This window comes from Streptomyces sp. NPDC091209 (assembly GCF_044757755.1).
Lineage (GTDB): Bacteria > Actinomycetota > Actinomycetes > Streptomycetales > Streptomycetaceae > Streptomyces.
Genome location: NZ_JBIVVR010000003.1, coordinates 297,068 through 312,916 on the forward strand (window position 1 = coordinate 297,068; position 15,849 = coordinate 312,916).

A 15,849-nucleotide genomic window follows, 5' to 3' on the forward strand; every position below is an offset into this window, starting at 1 on the left:
TCCCATTGAAGCTGACGGCATGTCAGATAGGAAGGGGTTCGCGAGACCGGGAGCGCGGCCGGGCGACAGGTCAGGAGGGGCGGACGCGTGCGGCCCGCCGAAGTGGAGGGGGCGGGGCCCGCCGGAACAGTTGAGCGGGAACCCCTGGCAACGGATCGTGATTCCCCCGCGTATCTTTCGCCCCATGGGGTCGGGAAGCTCCGGGAGGCGCACGCGCCCCCGGTCGACATGGACCGGCGTGGAGGTGAACCTCGCCGCGGCGATCTGCGCGGCGCAGTTCGCCGTCGCCGTCACCGTCCGGTGGGTCGGGACGTTCGACGACGACGACCATGGCGCGGGGACGGGCGGTGGCTTCGCCGCCGTCGGGCTGCTGTGCCTGCTCCTCTTCGGGCCGGCCCTGCTCACCGCCCTCGGGCTGCTGCACACGGTGACGTTCACGATGCCGGCGGCCACGCTCGCCCGGCTGGTGACCCGGCGCGCACCCGGCCCCGAGGGCGCCTGGCATCTGGCCTTCGTGCTGGCGCTCGGCACGCTCTGGGCAGCGCTCGCGGTCGTGGGCCTGGGCTTCGCGCCCGTCGGCGCCACGGTCCTGCTGATCGCCGTGTCCGGTGTCCCGCCGGCGTTGGGTGTCACCCGGATGCGGTGGCGCGAGCGCGTCACCGGACGCCCGTCGGACGGCGGGCGCGTCTGGCTCCGCCCGGCGCTCGCGGCTCTGGGGGTGTGCCTACTGGTCGTGGTGGCGGGCACGGTGGGCCTGGCCACCGGACTCATCCAGGAGTACGAGCCGCCGAAGCTCGGCACCGACCGGCTCACCGGCGTCTGGCGCGGCGATCACGGGTCCGTGCTGCGGCTGCGCGCCGACGGCCGGGCCGAGCTCACTTCGCTGCCCGCCCAGCCCGAGTTCGAGGATGTGGCCACCAAGGAGTTCACGCGCTGCGACGGCATCGGCACGTGGTTCCTCGACACGGGCGGCCGTTACGACCCGTACGCCGACGGGCCCGCGTCCGGGCGGCGGGACGGTGTCGTCGTCAGCGTCGGCGACTGCGGTCACGACACGTACTGGACCATCGGCGGCACCGAGGCCCACCCGGAACTCTTCGTCCTCTTCGGCGACCCCGACGCGGGCGACCTCCGCATACTGAAACAGCACTGAACGGGCGGCTTTTGCTCCGGCGGCCACCCCAGCTTCTGTGAGGCTCTCCCCGCTTCGTGCGGCCACTCTCACTTCTGTGAGGCTCTCCCCGCTTCGTGCGGCCACTCTCACTTCCGTGAGGCTATCCCCGCTTCCGTGCGGCCACTCTCACTTCTGTGAGGCTATCCCCGCTTCCGCGCGGTCGCTCCCGCTTCCGCTCTTCGTGAGGCCAAGTCCGGTGCTGTCCGGGCGTGTTCGTTCAGCGGCCCTCGTAGCGGGGGCTCCGTCGTTCCAGGAAGCTCGCCACCCCCTCGGTGGCGTCCCCCGTCGTCATGTTGATCTCCTGCGCCGCCGCCTCCGCCGCGAAGGCGGTGCCGCGGTCGGCGTCGAGAGAGGCGTTGACCAACTGTTTGGTGAGGGCGAGGGCGCGGGTCGGCCCGGCGGCCAGCCGCTCGGACCACTCACGCGCCGTCTTCTCCAACTCCTCCGGCGGTACGACCCTGTTGACGAGCCCGATCCGCTCGGCGTCCGCGGCGCTCAGCGCGTCGCCGAAGAACATCAGCTCCTTGGCCCGTTGCGGACCGACGAGCCGGGTCAGCAGATAGGCTCCTCCGCCGTCCGGTACGAGACCGCGTCGCACGAACACCTCGATGAACCGGGCGGGTTCGGCCGCCAGGACGAGATCGCACGCGAAGGCGAGATGCGCGCCGATCCCGGCCGCCGTGCCGTTGACCGCCGCGATCACCGGTTTCTCGCAGTCGAGGACGGCGGCGATCAGGCGCTGCGCGCCCAGCCGGATGGTGCGGGCGACGTCGCCGGCCACCCGCTCCCCGGCGGGCGGACCGCCCCGCAGATCGGCGCCCGCGCAGAACCCGCGGCCGGTCGCCGTGATGACCACGGCCCGCACACCGGGGTCGGCGGACGCCGCCGCGAGCAGCTCGATCACGCGCTCCCGCTGGTTCCAGGTGAGCGCGTTCATCGCCTCGGGGCGGTCGAGGGTGATCCACGAGACGGCGTTGTCAGTGGCGTGCCGTATCAATGAGTCGATGGACTTTTCGGTTGATTCATGGGATTCGGGAGCTTCACGGGACGCACGGGGGGAGTCGGTCATGGGGGTGCTCCGTTTCGTACGGGGTTGCGGGCGGGTCTGCCAGGCCGTGCGCATGGCCTGGTCGGCGCGTCTCCGCGGGCCGGTGCGTGCTCGTCCCGGAGTCGGAGTGGGGGTCGGAGCGCGTGTTCGCGGCGGCTCAGCGGCACATCACCAGTGCGTCCAGCGCCACCGCGCCCTGCCCGCGCGGCAGCACCATCAGGGGATTGATGTCGAGCTCCGAGATGTCGTCCCCGAGTTCGAGCGCCATGCGCTGGACCCGGATCACGACCTCGACCAGCGCGTCCACGTCCACCGGCGGACCCCCGCGCACCCCGTCGAGGAGTGCCCGCCCCCGCAGCTCGGACAGCATGGCCCGCGCCTGGTCGTCGCCGAACGGCGGCACGCGGACGGCGGCGTCGCGCAGCACCTCGACGAGGACCCCGCCGAGCCCGACGGTCACGGTCGGCCCGAAGAGATGGTCGTGCGTGACGCCGACGACCATCTCGACGCCCCGCTCGACCATCTGGCACACGAGGACGCCGTCGAGGGTGATGCCCTCGTAGCGGGCGATGTCGGTCAGCTCGCGATAGGCGTCGCGGACCTGGCTGGCGGAGGTCAGGCCGATCTTGACCAGGCCGAGTTCGGTCTTGTGGGCGATCTGGGCGCCGGAGGCCTTCATGACGACCGGGTAGCCGACCTGGCTCGCCGCCCGAACGGCCGCCGCCGCGCTGGTCACCAACTGCTCGCGCGGTACGCGGATCCCGTACGCGCGCAGCAGCTGCTTGGCCCCGTGTTCGCTGAGCTGCTGACCGGGGCGCATCAGGGCCTGTGCCTTGCGGAAGGAGGGCGACGGGGTGCGCGGGGCCTCGTCGAAGGGCGAGCGGTAGGCGGCGGTGAACCGCGCGTGTTCGAGGTGGGCGCGGACGGCGGTGATGCAGTTGGAGAACGTACGGAAGGTGGCGACCCGGGACGACCCGAGCAGCGTCTCGCGATACGCCGTCTCCGTGCCGACCGGCGATCCCCACACCACGCACACCAGCTTGTCCGTCTGTTCCGCCGCGTCCACCAGATCCTGCGCCAGCTTGTCGCTCATGGGCGGGAAGGGCCCGGTGATCGGGCAGATCAGCACGCCGACGGCGGGGTCGGCGAGCATCGCGTCGATGATCTTCCGGCCGCGCCAGTCGCCGACCGGGTGACCGCCGTTGTCGACCGGGTTGGCGACGTTCAGGTAGTCGGGTATCCAGGTGTGCAGTTCGGCCTGCTTGGCGTCCGAGAGGACCGGCAGGTCAAGACCCGCCGCGCTCGCCAGGTCCGCGAAGTGCGCGCCCGTGCCGCCCGAGATCGAATAGACGACGACACCGTCGGCCCGCGGTGCGCGGGCCCGCGCCAACAGGGCAGCGGTGTCCTGGAGTTCGTCGAGTCCGTCGACGCGGATCACGCCGTACTGCCGCATCGCCGCGTCCACCACGGTGTCGGCGCCGGTCAGCTTTCCGGTGTGCGACGCGGCGGTGCGGGCGCCGGTCTCGGTGCGGCCGACCTTGACGGCGACGACGGGCACTCCGCGGCGGGCGGCGCGGTCGGCCGCTAGCAGGAAGGAGCGGCCGTCCTTGAGCCCCTCGACGTAGCAGGCGATGGCGCCGACCTCGGGCCGTTCGGAGAAGTAGGAGATGAAGTCGGCGGTCTCCAGGTCGGCCTCGTTGCCGGTGGGTGCCCAGTGGGAGAGGCGGACGCCCAGTTGCTGCATCGCGAACACGGGCCGCCCTTGGTGGCCGGACTGGGTGATGAGGGCGACCGCGGGGCCGTCGAGGTCGTCGCGGAAGTTCTCGAAGGCGTTGAGGTTGGTGTTGGGGCCGAGCAGCCGCAGACCGGAGCGGCGCACGGCGGCGGCGAGCCGGGTCTGTGCGGCGGCGCCCTCGGTCCCGGTCTCGGCGAACCCGGACGCGAACGCGACCGCGAACTTGACCTTGGCCTCGGCCAGTTCCCCGATCACCGGAAGGGGGTCGCCGACGAGGAGCACCGCCAGATCCACCTGCTCCGGCAGGTCCGCCACGGAAGGGAGGCACGGCAGGCCGAAGACGGACCGGCGGGTGGGATGGACCGGGTGCAGCCGGGCGCCGACCCGGTCGGCCCAGCCGATCAGTTGCCGGGTGATCCCGGTGTTCGGCCGCCCCTCGGCGTCCGAGGCACCGATCACTGCCACGGACTCGGGGCGGAAGAAGCGGTCCAGATCGGGTACGGCGGCGTACAGCGGGCGACCGCTGACGTCCAGGTCGTCGACCTCGGCCGGCCGTCCGTGCACGACCGGGGAGGGCTGCTCGCCGCAGGCGATGACCCGGGCCCGGCGGGAGTCGGTGGTGAGGGTGCCGTGGGTTGATCCAAGCATCGGTCCGCCCGCTCCTGTGTGACAGCCAACTGTTAACTGACGCAGTGTCAGATTACGCAACTGACGCCGTGTCAGGAACCGTTGTGCAGGGGTGGGCTTCTGTTAGGTACCCGGCGGGGGGTCTGGCCTACCGTGATCCCGTCCGGTGGGTGGGCCCGTGCCGGTACATCCGCGGTCCCGTCCGGTGGGGGGTCGGGGCCGCGCCGGTACATCCGCCCGCATCCGGACGGATCCCGGCGGCGTTGCGAAGTGGGCGTGGGTGCTGATCCGTCCGGCCTGCGGGCATGTGATGTACCGGCACGTCCCCTCCCGTGCGCTCCCGGGTGCGGGTGCGTCGTGGTGGCCCACCACTTCAGCCTCGGCCGGGGCGAGATTCAGCCCCTCCGGACCGCCTTTCGGGTGTGGGGAGGTCCCAGTTCCTGGGGCTGCCTTCGGGGGAAGGGAAGTCCCAGCCCTCCGGCGTCTGAGGAGCGGGGGCTGGGGCGGAGCACCAGGGGTGATGGGGGTCCCCCTGGTCGAGCGGAGCCGAGGACTTGGGGGAGGGCTGGGGCGGAGGGGGTGAGGGAACCCGTGTGGGTCTCAGCGGGTGGGCTGGGGGGTGGGTTCGGTCTTCGAGGTGTGGCGGGATACGGCCTTCGCGATCTTCTCGGCGTCGAGGGCGAGTTCGCGGAACATGCCGCTGATGGGGTTGGTGAAGCCGGTGAAGTACAGGCCGGGCGCGTTCTTCGGGGTGTGTCCGCCGTGCACGACCGGGTGCCCGCGGCCGTCGAGCACGTCGAGGTGGCCGACCATGCCTTCCAGGGCTCGCAGGTATCCCGTCGCGGCGATCACCACGTCGGGGTCGATCCGGCTCCCGTCGGCGAGGACGGCCTTGTCGTCCTCGAACCCCTCCACCGCGGCCACGATCTCGACCTTCCCCTTGCGGACGGCGTCGATGAGGCCGACGTCCTGGACGGGGATGGAGCCCTCGTTGACGCGGGAGTAGAGCCCGGTGCCGGGGCGGGGCAGCCCCTGCGCCGCCAGGTCGGGCACGCTCAGCCTCGCCATCGGCCCGGCCAGCCCGTCCACGAGGCGCACCGGCAGCCGCCGTACGACAATGCCCGTGAACTGCGCGGCCCAGCCGGCCGTCGAGCGGCGCACGATGTGCGGCGCGGTGCGCACGGACAGCCGGACGCGCGAGGCACCGCCCTCGACCAGGTCCACGGCGATCTCGGCGCCCGTGTTGCCGACGCCGACGACGAGGACGTCACGGCCCGCGTAGGGGGCGGGGTTGCGGTATGCGCCGGCGTGCAGCAGCTCGCCGGTGTAGGCGTCGCGGCCGGGCCAGTCGGGGACGCGCGGGGTGTGGTTGTAGCCGGTCGCGACGACCACCGCGCTGCCGGTCAGTTCACGGCCGCCGGTGGCGTGCAGCAGCCAGCCGTCACCGCCCGGGGCGGGCTCGATGCGCGAGACCTCGACACCCGTGACGATCTCCAGCTCGTGGTGCTCGGCGTACTTCTCCAGATAGCGCACCACGTTGTCGCGGGACACCCATCGCCCGAACGAGCGCGGCATCGACAGCCCCGGCAGCGCGGACAGCCGCCGGGTGGTGTGCAGGTGCAGCCGGTCGTAGTGGCCCCGCCAGGACGCGCCGACCTGGTCCGCCTTCTCCAGTACGACAGCTCGTACGCCCCGGGCGCGCAGCGCGTACGCCGCCGCGAGCCCCCCGGGGCCGCCTCCGATCACGTACACGGGGCGGTCCTCGTGGGACGGCACCGTGCGGGGGGTCGTGGAAGCAGTCGAGTCGGCCATAGCGCGAGCGTAATCACGACTTTGCTTGATAGGTCTCGGTCAAGACCGGAATCGGTTGCGAACTGGTCACGACTGTGGGAGGGCTGCGTGCGACTGGTGGCGTAGGTCACTTCAGTGTGGTGGAGGTGTGCGAAAAGCGCGTTATCGCCGCAGGTGAGCGCCGGGGTGTACGCCTTGTGCGGGAGCGCGGAAGCGGACCCGCGTGACCCTCTGGAGGGTTCGAACGGGGGTGGGCCGATGGAGGGCCCGAGGGGTACTGCCCGCCTGCGGGCGCCGGCCTCTTGCGCGGGGGCCCCGGGGGGTCGAAACTGACGTTCCGTCAGATTCGGCGGCTCTGCGGGAGGTTCGGCCATGGACACGATCTGGCTCGGCGGGGCGGAATGGCTGGCCGTGCTCCGTATCGGGCTCGGGCTGTGGTGGCTGGAGAGCTGGCGCCACAAGGACAAGAAGGGCTGGTTCGAGCGCGGGACCGGGATCGCCTGGGCTGCGGATGTCGCGTCCAAGCACCGGTGGAACGCCGTACGGTCCGGTTTCGACGCGGTCGTCGCACCGCGCCCGCGGACGATGGCGTACGTCGTCGTGTACGCGGAGCTGGCCCTCGGCCTCGGGCTGGTGGCCGGACTGCTGACACCCGTCGCCCTGGTCGCGGGCCTGCTCCTCAACGTCCTCTACTTCACCCTCATGATCCACGACTGGGCGGAACAGGGGCAGAACGCGATGATGGCGCTGGTCTCCGCGGTCTGCCTGTTCGCGATGTCCTGGCAGACGTGGTCCCTGGACGACGCGCTGGGACTCTTCCGGTGAGCTCCGCGGGGGCGATGGGGGCCGGCGACGGGTTCGACGTGCCCGAGGGTGACGCCTTCACCCGGCCGTACTGGGACGCGGCGGCCGAAGGGCGGCTGCTGATCCGGCACTGCGCGGCCTGCGACCGCGTCCACCACTACCCACGGGAGTTCTGCCCGCACTGCTGGAGCGAGGACGTGGGCTGGCGCCCCGCGAGCGGGCGCGCCGCGCTCTACACCTGGTCCGTCGTCCACCGCAACGATCTGCCGCCGTTCGGCGAGCGGGTGCCGTACGTCGCCGCCGTCGTCGACCTGGCGGAGGGTCCCCGGATGATGACCGAGGTGGTCGGGTGCGAGGAGACGGCCCTGCGGATCGGGATGAGGCTGTGGGTGGCGTTCCGGGCGGGCGTCCCCGTGTTCCGGCCCGAACCGCGTCACGCGCCGGAGACCGACTCCGTCCGGTTCGGACGCTGACCGGGAGCCGGGCCGCCGCGGGGTTCTTCCGGGAGCCCGGTCCGTCAGGGGAGTGACCTCCGGGCGTGAACGGGTTTGAATGGCGGGATGTCCGACGTCCATGAACAGTTCGCCGTCCATCCCTTCCCCGAGCTGGCAGGCCTCGGTCTGCTGCTGCGCCCCTGGGACCCGGAGTCCGACGCCGATGTCTCGGCGTATCTGCGCGGGCTGGCCGATCCGGAGTTCCAGCGCTGGAACACCCCGCTCACGTTCGTCCGGGACATCGACACGGCCCGTGCGGCGCTCGGGAGGCGCGTCGCCGCCGCGACGAGCGGCACCGGGGTCTCCTTCTGCGTCACCGACGCCGAGAGCGGCGAGACGCTGGGCCACATCGGTGTCAACGAGATCGACCACGTGATGGGCTGCGCCCGCGTCGGCTACTGGGTCCTGCCGGACGCCCGCGGCCGTGGGGTCGCCACCCGCGCCCTCACCCTCGCGGCCCGCTACGGCTTCGTCGACCTCGCCCTGCACCGCCTCGACCTCGGCCACGCCGTGGGCCACGAGGTGTCCTGCCGGGTCGCCGAGCGCTGCGGATTCCGGTACGAGGGGACCCTGCGCGGCGCGATGTTCGAGGCGGGGCGCCATGACGCGTTCCGCGACGTCCACCTGCACGGCCGGCTGGCGACGGATCCGGACCCGGCGCCGGCTCGTTGAGGCCGGGGAGCGGGCCGAAGGGCAGCGGAAAAATCGGAGGCACGGCGCGGTGGGCGCACGGGATCATCGGACATGACCTCCACCTTGGCGTACGACTGGCAGCTCACCCGTGACCTCGACGCGTTTCTCGGCCGGGCCGGAGACTTCCTCCGGTCACGGCCGGCGCAGCACACCGTCGCGCTGACCGTGACGGACGCGCTGCGCCGGCGGGGCATGGACGGGTTCGGAGGGAGCGCGCCGGTCTTCGGGTTCCTGGAGCGGGACGGGGCGGTCACGGCGGCCTTCTTCCGTACGCCGCCGTACCGGCTGAACCTCACGCCGCTGGACGAGCGGGACGCGGACACGCTCGCCGCGCTGCTCGCGGACGCGGAGATCGAGGTGCCCGGTGTCTCCGCCGACACCGACACCGCGGCGGCCTTCGCGGCGGCCTGGCGGCGGCGGACCGGAGCGACGGCCGCGCTGCTGCGCGGCGAGCGGCTGTACCGGCTCGGCGACCTGACGGCGCCCGAGCCCGCGCCGGCCGGCCGGGCCAGGGTCGCGGGCGAAACCGACCGGGACCTGCTCGCCCGCTGGTACACGGAGTTCGCCGAGGCGATCGGTGAGGGCGCGCACCGTGACGGCGGCGCCTGGGCCGACGAGCGGATCTCCTACGGCGGCATCACCCTCTGGGAGACCCCCGACGGCACCCCTGTCGCCATGGCGGGCGCGACACCCCCGATCGCCGGACAGCTCCGCGTCGCTCCCGTCTACACCCCGGCCCATCTGCGCGGACGGGGGTACGCCGGTGCCGTCACCGCCGAGGTGAGCCGCGCCGCGGTCGCCGCCGGCCTCCAGGAGGTGCTGCTCTTCACCGACCTCGCCAATCCGACCAGCAACGGCCTCTACCAGCGCATCGGCTACCGCCCTGTCTCGGACTTCGCGGCGTACGACTTCACGTAGGACCAGACGTACGACTTCACCTTCACCTTCGCCTACACCTTCACGTACGACGGCGGGTGCGAGGGCGCGTGTCACGGCCACAGCAGCTCTGTGTCCCAGCCGGTGTCCGCGCGGCGGTAGACGAGCCGGGCGTGGCGTCGGCGGGCGTCACCCTGGAAGAACTCGACTTCGTCCGGGTGCAGGCGGTAGAGGGTCCAGGTGGGGGCGGGGGAGTGCGGGGCGCGTTCGGCCCGTTCCCAGGCTGCGTCCGACGCCCGGTCCAACGCCGCCCGGGACGGCAGGACGTCGCTCTGGTGACCCACCAGGGCGGCGGCCAGAGCCCCGGTGGACCGGGCGTGCAGGTCCGCCTGGCCCTCCTCGGGCGGCGCGACCGTGACGGGGCCCCGGAGCCGGATCTGGCGACCCTGCGCGGGCCAGTAGAAGCCGAGGGCGGCGTACGGCCGTACGGCGAGCTGGCGTCCCTTGCGGCTCGTCACGTGCGAGGCGAACGCCCAGCCCCGGTCGTCCGCGCCGTGCAGCATCACCGTCCGGACGTCGGGCAGCCCGTCCTCGCCGGCCGTCGCCAGCGACATCGTGTGCGGCTCGGTCTGCCCGGCCGCCACCGCCTCCGCGAACCACCGGGTGAACAGGGCCAGCGGGTCCGCGGGCGCCTCCTCCGGCGCGAAGCCGGGCAGCTCCGTGTCCCACACCCGCAGCGATCTCAGCAGCTCATGAAGATCCGGTTCCATGGCTTCGAGTATCACCCCCGCCCCAGCACCACCGTCCCCGAGGAGCAGAACCAGCCCCCCGTGCCGGACGCCACCGCCAGCTCGGGCAGGGTGCCGTCGGGGCGCCGTACCTGCCGTTCCTCCGGCACCTCGCCGCGCAGCTGACGTACGGCCTCCACCAGCAGGAACAGGCCGCGCATTCCGGGGTGCTGGGCCGACAGGCCGCCCCCGTCGGTGTTCACCGGCAGTTCCCCGCCCACCAGGAGCCGCCCCTTCGCCGCGTCCACGAAGGCGCCGCCCTCGCCCTTGGCGCAGAAGCCGAGGTCCTCCAGGGTCACGAGGGTCATGTAGGTGAAGGCGTCGTAGATCTCGGCGAGGTCGATCTCGGCCGGGCGGACGCCGGCGCGTTCGAAGGCGAGCCGGCCGCTCACCGCCGCCGGGGAGACGGTGAAGTCCGCCCACTCGGACATGGTGGTGTGGGAGGCGTGCTCGCCGGTGCCGAGCACCCACACCGGGGTCGTACGGCAGTCGCGTACGTACTCCTCGGCCGCCAGCAGCACCGCCGCGCCGCCGTCGGAGCGGATGCAGCAGTGCAGCTTGGTGAAGGGGTCCGCGATCATCGGCCCCGACAGGACGTCGTCGACGGTGACCGGGGCGCGGAACATCGCCTCCGGGTTGTGGGCCGCGTTCGCGCGGGCCTGGACGGCGACCGAGGCGAGCTGTTCGAGCGTGGTGCCGTAGGTGTGCATGTGGCGGCGGGCGGCCATCGCGTACTTGGCGACGAGCGTGTGGCCGTACGGCACCTCGAACTGGAGCGGGCCCCGGGCGCCGAAGGACAGGTTGCCGGTGCGGCGCCCCGCCTTGATGTCGGCGCGGGCGGTGGAGCCGTAGACGAGCAGGACGGCGTCGGCGTGGCCCGCCGCGATGGCGTCGGCCGCATGGGCCGCCATGACCTCCCAGGTGGAGCCGCCGACGGAGGTCGAGTCGACCCATGTGGGCCGCAGCCCCAGGTACTCGGCCACCTCGACGGGTGCGAGGGTGCCGAGACCCGCCGACGCGAAGCCGTCGATCACCGAACGGTCGAGACCGGAGTCGGCCAGCGCGCGGCGCGCGGCCTGGGCGTGCAGCGCGTACGGGGTCGCCTCGTCCACGCGGCCGCAGTCGGACAGGGCTGTGCCGACGACGGCGACCTTTCGACGGCTGTGGCTCCGGGTGGCGTGCGTCATGAATCTGACGGTACATCAGACAACTGCCCCGCCGGGAGGTGGTCGCACCCCTGTGCATCTGGAACCCGGCGACCTAACATGACGGCCCGTCAGATCGTGGCTCCGCCGCCTGGCTGTCCGGCCGCACGGCTGTCCCACCCGGCTGTCCCACCGCCCAGCCGTCCCACTGTCCGACGAGGGAGGAGCCCGCCCATGGATGCCCGTCTCACCGCGGAGCAGGAGGAAATCCGCCGCACGCTGCGGGAGTTGCTGGTGAAGCGGTGCGGTCCGGAGGAACTGAGGGCCGCCGAGCGGACCCCGGCCGGTTACGACCCGGCGCTGTGGGAAACCCTCGCGCGACAGCTCGGGCTGCCCGGACTCGCCCTCCCCGAGGTGTACGGCGGTGTCGGTTGCTCGGTGACCGAACTCGCCCTCGCCTGCGAGGAGTCGGGCCGGGTCCTCGCCCCCTCGCCGCTGCTGTCCACCGCCGTTCTCGCCGCCCCGCTGATCCTGGACCTCGGCACCGAGGCCCAGCGTGCCGCCCTGTTGCCGCCGCTGGCCTCGGGCGCGCTGACCGCCGCCCTCGCGGTGCCCGGCACGGGCCTGGCCACCGCTCTCGGGTTGGTCGGCGACAACCGTGGCGACTGGGCCGGCGGCGGACGTGCCGGGGGCGTCCAGGCGCGCCGTGCGGAGGGTGCGTGGCGGCTCTACGGGCAGGCGGCGCAGGTGCTCGACGGACACAGCGCCGGGCTGCTGGTGGTGGCCGCGCACACCGGCGGGTTCGCGCGGTCGCGGACGCTGCTGTTCCTGGTGAGAGCGGGCGCCGACGGGATCGTCCGCGTACGGCAGACGTCCTTGGACGCGACCCGGCCACAGGCCCGGATAGAACTACGGAATGTGGAAGCCGAGTTGCTCGGCGAGGAACAGGCCGACGTGCCCGCCGCGCTGGCCGGCGTCGGGGACGCCGCCGCCGCCGTCCTCGCCGTGGAAGCGGTGGGCGCCGCCGACCGCGCGCTGGAACGGACCGTCGAACACGTACGCCGTCGTGAGCAGTTCGGGCGGCCGATCGGTTCCTTCCAGGCGGTCAAGCACCGGCTCGCCGACGTGTACGTGGGCGTGCGGTCGGCGCGCTCGGCGGCTTACTACGCGGCGTGGGCCACCGGGACGGGCGGCGAGCGGGTGGGCGGGCTCGCGCTCGCCCAGGCACTGGAGTCGCTGCGCGTGGCCGCCTCCGAGGGCATCCAACTGCACGGCGGCATCGGCTTCACCTGGGAGCACGACGCCCATCTCGCCTTCAAGCGAGCGTCCGGCGACGAACTGCTCTTCGGCCCCGTGCACCGGCTGCGCGCGCACGCCGCCGATGTCGCGCGTCTCTTCGACGGCGGAGAGGTGAGGGTCTGATGGCGGCGGCCAGGCGTTCGCGTACGAGGGGCGGCGCGAGGAGGGGCGCGGGGAGCGACACGGGGAGTGACGCGGGGACCGGTACGGGATCGGGTACCGGATCCGGTACGGGGTCCGGCGCCGGCGGGAGGGCGGGTACGGGGACCGGGGCGAGAAGGATGCCCGGTGTGCGGCTGGTGCAGAGGGTGTCCTCCACCCGGACCTTCGCCAGGGTGGCCCCTCATCTCATCCCGGCGCTCGACCGCGCCGTGCACCGGCTCACGCGCGGCAAGGTGCTGCTCAGCGCCCAGATGCTGCCGGGGGTCGTCCTCACCGCGCGCGGCGCCAAGAGCGGCCTGGAGCGCCGTACCCCCCTGGCGTGCATGCCGGAGCGCGAGGCGTCGGGTGCGGTGCGGGGGACCGGCTCGGGTGAGGCGGCGGGGGTCGGCTCGGGTGGGGCGGCGGGGACCGGCTCGGGTGAGGTGCCGGGGACCGGCTCGGGTGTGGTGCCGGGGGTCGGGTGGATTCTCGTCGGGTCCAATTTCGGGCGTACGGACCATCCCGCCTGGACCGCGAACCTGCTCGCGCATCCCGACGCCGTCATCAACTGGAAGGGCGAGGACATCCCCGTGACCGCCCGGCTCCTCACGGGAGAGGAACGGGCCGCCGTCTGGAAGACGGCCCTGGCGTTCTGGCCGCCGTACGCCGCCTATCAGGCCCGGGTGGACCGGGAGATACGGCTCTTCAGGCTCGTGCGCCGACCGGTGCCAGCCGATGCCGCGGAAGGCCGGTTCCGGTCCGGCTGAACGCACGGTTCGCACGGTTCGGCCGGTTTGCCTGGTCGGCCCGGTCGGTCCTCCTCGCCCGTACAGCGCAGCGGGCGGCAGTTCACCGGAGTGTTCCTCCGGAGTGAACTGCCGCCCGCATGACAGGAGCTGGGGCGTTCGGATGCGGGAATCTACTTCGTCGGCTTCTTCCCGGTCACGCCCAGATACACCAACAGCGCGAGATTCGGCTTGAGTTCCGCCTGTTTGACGCCCCAGGACTGGAACCCCTTCTGGTGCGAGGCCACCGCCGCGAGCATGGCGACAAGGGAACCGGCCATCGCGGCCGGGTTCACGTCCTTGTCGACCTTGCCCTTGGCCTGGAGGTCGGTGACCGAGTCCGTAAGGGAGTTGTTCACGGAGTTCAGGATCTTCATGCGGATCTTGTAGAACCGCTTGTCGCCCTCGGCGGCACCGAGATCGACGACTCGAAGGATCGCGTCGTTCTTCCGCCAGAACTCCAGGAAGCCGTCGACGAGTTCCTGCGCGGTCTGCCAACCGGCCTTGCCGACCCAGGAGCGGCCTTCGAGCAACTGGGTCAACCCAGCGCCCTCGGCGGCCATTTGCTCGGCAATCTCCAGGACGGCGCCTTCGACGTCCGGGAAGTACTGGTAGAAGGTCGCCGGTGAAGTGCCTGCCTTCCGGGCGACGTCAATGACTTTGACATCCCGGTAGGGCGAGGAGCTCAGCATCTCGCTGAGGCAGTCGAGCAGCTTCTGCCGGGTCGCCTGCCCACGTCGTCCGGCCACGCGGCCGTCGACGGTACGCACTTGTCCTGTCATGCCGTCAGCTTACCGAGGGGTGATCGGAGCGCGATTCGGCCGACTGCAAATGGGGTGCGGCCGTACGGCGCGGGGGTTCAACGGGGTTCAACGAGGGGTTCACCAGGGCCCCGGAGGGGTTCTCCGGTGCCCCCGGCGGAGGACCGCGCGCACCCACGTGAACCCCCGGCAACGGTTCACGTGTTCCGGTGCGATGCCCATCGACGGTTCGAGTGCTGCCACGCGGCCCCCGGAAAAGGCCGCTCGCCTTCCCGGGAGCCGCGCGGGAGGAGACGCTCGCCTTCCCGGGGCCGCCAGGGAAGGCCGCTCGCGTTCCCGCCCGCTCCGAGGGGACGGTTTCCCGGACTTCGCGCCCGCTCCCCGGGGAAGGCGGCCCGCGTTCCCGCCTGCTCCGGGGGAACGATTCCTGGACTTTCCGCCCGGCCCCGACGAGGGGTTCCCGGACTTTCCCGCCCCGCTTCCGGCCCCCCGGCTCCCTGCCCCGGCCCCTGCCCCGGCCCCGAGAACCGGTCCCTGGACTTTCCGCCCGGCCCGGAAAGGGTGGCTCACGCTCCCGTGCACCCCCCCCGGAAATGGCGCGCGTGTTCCCCCGCGGGCCCCTGAGCAGGGGCGGGGCGTCACCGGAGCAGGTGCGCATGCCCTGCGGGATGCGGAAAGGGCCGTTAGCTTGGCCGCATGGCCGAATCAGCCGTTGTCGCCGCGTTCTCCGAGGGTGTGCCCTGCTGGGTCGACGCACAGCTCCCCGACGTCGAGGCGGGCAAGCGCTTCTACGGCGAGCTCTTCGGCTGGACGTTCCCCGAGGAGTCCGGCCCGGAGGGCTGGGCGGAGCTGGACGGCGAGCCGGTCGCGGCGCTCACGCCCAAGCGGGACGGGCGGATGCCCACCGTGTGGACGGTGTACTTCGCGACCCCGGACGCCGTGGCGCTCGTCCGGCGGATCAGGGAGGCGGGCGGCCAGATCATCACCGCGCCCGCGCCGGCCGGACCGTCGGGCGCGCTGGGCACGGCCGCCCTCGCCACCGACCCGGAGGGCGCCGTCTTCGGGCTGTGGCAGCCCGGCACCCACGCCGGCTTCGCCAAGCGTCACGAGCCGCGCACGTTCTGCTGGGCCGAGCTGTACGCGCGCGACACCGCGGCCGTCGACCGTTTCTACGGAGCCCTGTTCCACGACGCCCTGTTCGGACCCGACGCGACCCCGGATTTCGGCCGCGTCCCCGTGTCGGGTGTCTTTCCGGCCGAGATGCCTCCCCACTTCCTCGTCCATTTCGGGGTCGAGGACTGCGAGGAGACACTCGGGACGGTGAACCGGCTCGGCGGCCGGGTCCAGGTGACACCCTTCGACACGTCGTACGGGCGGGTGGCCGTCGTCACGGACAATCAGGGTGCGTCGTTCGCGGTACTCGAACGATGAAGACGCCCCGGCCGGCCGTGACATCGCTTCGGCGGTGACGACGCTTCACCGTTGACGTCGCTTCGACGGTGCAGGTGGAAACGCTTCTGCGGCGGGGTGCGGCCCATCGAGGCCCGGGGGCGTGTCCGATGGAAGTGAGGGACGGCACTTCCGGGGGTGCGGGGCGGGGTACTTCTGGGGTGAGGGGCGCATTTCCGCCCTGAACCGTCGAGCCCCGGCGGGCGTACTTCTGCCGGGACGGTTGTTTTGTCACGAGA

General features: G+C 72.5%; 14 protein-coding genes. 8 read left to right on the top strand and 6 right to left on the bottom strand.

What is annotated here, in order from left to right; translation table 11 throughout:
* The first annotated feature begins 184 nt into the window (after positions 1-184).
* Entirely contained in the window at positions 185-1,153 is a 969-nt protein-coding gene (locus ACIQRL_RS11500; protein WP_401330153.1) for a hypothetical protein, read from the top strand.
* Positions 1,154-1,391: 238 nt separating this feature from the next.
* On the opposite strand, the gene ACIQRL_RS11505 is transcribed toward ACIQRL_RS11500, so the two are convergent.
* From ACIQRL_RS11505 to ACIQRL_RS11515, 3 genes are all read right to left on the bottom strand, one after another.
* Positions 1,392-2,243, bottom strand: a complete 852-nt coding sequence (locus tag ACIQRL_RS11505) for an enoyl-CoA hydratase/isomerase family protein (RefSeq protein ID WP_401330156.1) — start codon at positions 2,241-2,243, stop codon at positions 1,392-1,394.
* Positions 2,244-2,379: 136 nt separating this feature from the next.
* On the bottom strand, positions 2,380-4,605 hold the full coding sequence (locus tag ACIQRL_RS11510; protein WP_401330159.1) for an acetate--CoA ligase family protein: 2,226 nt from the start codon (positions 4,603-4,605) through the stop codon (positions 2,380-2,382).
* Positions 4,606-5,184: 579 nt separating this feature from the next.
* Positions 5,185-6,396: a flavin-containing monooxygenase gene (locus ACIQRL_RS11515; RefSeq protein ID WP_401330161.1), complete on the bottom strand. Its 1,212-nt coding sequence runs from the start codon at positions 6,394-6,396 to the stop codon at positions 5,185-5,187.
* 351 nt (positions 6,397-6,747) lie between these two features.
* On the opposite strand from ACIQRL_RS11515, the gene ACIQRL_RS11520 reads away from it, so the two are divergent.
* From ACIQRL_RS11520 to ACIQRL_RS11535, 4 genes are all read left to right on the top strand, one after another.
* Entirely contained in the window at positions 6,748-7,200 is a 453-nt protein-coding gene (locus ACIQRL_RS11520; protein WP_401330163.1) for a DoxX family protein, read from the top strand.
* A gap of 14 nt (positions 7,201-7,214) precedes the next feature.
* Positions 7,215-7,652 carry a Zn-ribbon domain-containing OB-fold protein gene (locus ACIQRL_RS11525; protein WP_401330816.1) on the top strand — a complete coding sequence of 146 codons (438 nt, stop codon included), beginning with the start codon at positions 7,215-7,217 and terminating at the stop codon, positions 7,650-7,652.
* 87 nt (positions 7,653-7,739) lie between these two features.
* Entirely contained in the window at positions 7,740-8,345 is a 606-nt protein-coding gene (locus ACIQRL_RS11530; protein WP_401330166.1) for a GNAT family N-acetyltransferase, read from the top strand.
* Positions 8,346-8,417: 72 nt separating this feature from the next.
* A complete protein-coding gene (locus tag ACIQRL_RS11535; RefSeq protein ID WP_401330169.1) occupies positions 8,418-9,284 on the top strand; it encodes a GNAT family N-acetyltransferase in 867 nt (288 codons plus the stop codon).
* Between the two features lie 71 nt (positions 9,285-9,355).
* Here the strand turns inward: ACIQRL_RS11535 and ACIQRL_RS11540 are convergent, their stop codons facing one another.
* Together ACIQRL_RS11540 and ACIQRL_RS11545 are read right to left on the bottom strand one after the other, a co-directional pair.
* Positions 9,356-10,012: a pyridoxal 5'-phosphate synthase gene (locus ACIQRL_RS11540; RefSeq protein ID WP_401330171.1), complete on the bottom strand. Its 657-nt coding sequence runs from the start codon at positions 10,010-10,012 to the stop codon at positions 9,356-9,358.
* A gap of 11 nt (positions 10,013-10,023) precedes the next feature.
* Positions 10,024-11,217 carry a thiolase C-terminal domain-containing protein gene (locus ACIQRL_RS11545; protein WP_401330173.1) on the bottom strand — a complete coding sequence of 398 codons (1,194 nt, stop codon included), beginning with the start codon at positions 11,215-11,217 and terminating at the stop codon, positions 10,024-10,026.
* A 192-nt stretch (positions 11,218-11,409) separates the two neighbouring features.
* Between ACIQRL_RS11545 and ACIQRL_RS11550 the strand changes: the two genes are divergently transcribed.
* Both ACIQRL_RS11550 and ACIQRL_RS11555 read left to right on the top strand, forming a co-directional pair.
* On the top strand, positions 11,410-12,597 hold the full coding sequence (locus ACIQRL_RS11550) for an acyl-CoA dehydrogenase family protein (RefSeq protein ID WP_401330175.1): 1,188 nt from the start codon (positions 11,410-11,412) through the stop codon (positions 12,595-12,597).
* A 158-nt stretch (positions 12,598-12,755) separates the two neighbouring features.
* Complete coding sequence (locus ACIQRL_RS11555; protein WP_401330176.1) at positions 12,756-13,382, top strand: nitroreductase/quinone reductase family protein; 627 nt, start codon at positions 12,756-12,758, stop codon at positions 13,380-13,382.
* A 152-nt stretch (positions 13,383-13,534) separates the two neighbouring features.
* Here ACIQRL_RS11555 and ACIQRL_RS11560 read toward each other — a convergent pair whose 3' ends face one another.
* Positions 13,535-14,182: a TetR/AcrR family transcriptional regulator gene (locus ACIQRL_RS11560; RefSeq protein WP_261701778.1), complete on the bottom strand. Its 648-nt coding sequence runs from the start codon at positions 14,180-14,182 to the stop codon at positions 13,535-13,537.
* A 675-nt stretch (positions 14,183-14,857) separates the two neighbouring features.
* Between ACIQRL_RS11560 and ACIQRL_RS11565 the strand changes: the two genes are divergently transcribed.
* On the top strand, positions 14,858-15,592 hold the full coding sequence (locus tag ACIQRL_RS11565) for a VOC family protein (protein ID WP_401330179.1): 735 nt from the start codon (positions 14,858-14,860) through the stop codon (positions 15,590-15,592).
* Positions 15,593-15,849: the final 257 nt, after the last annotated feature.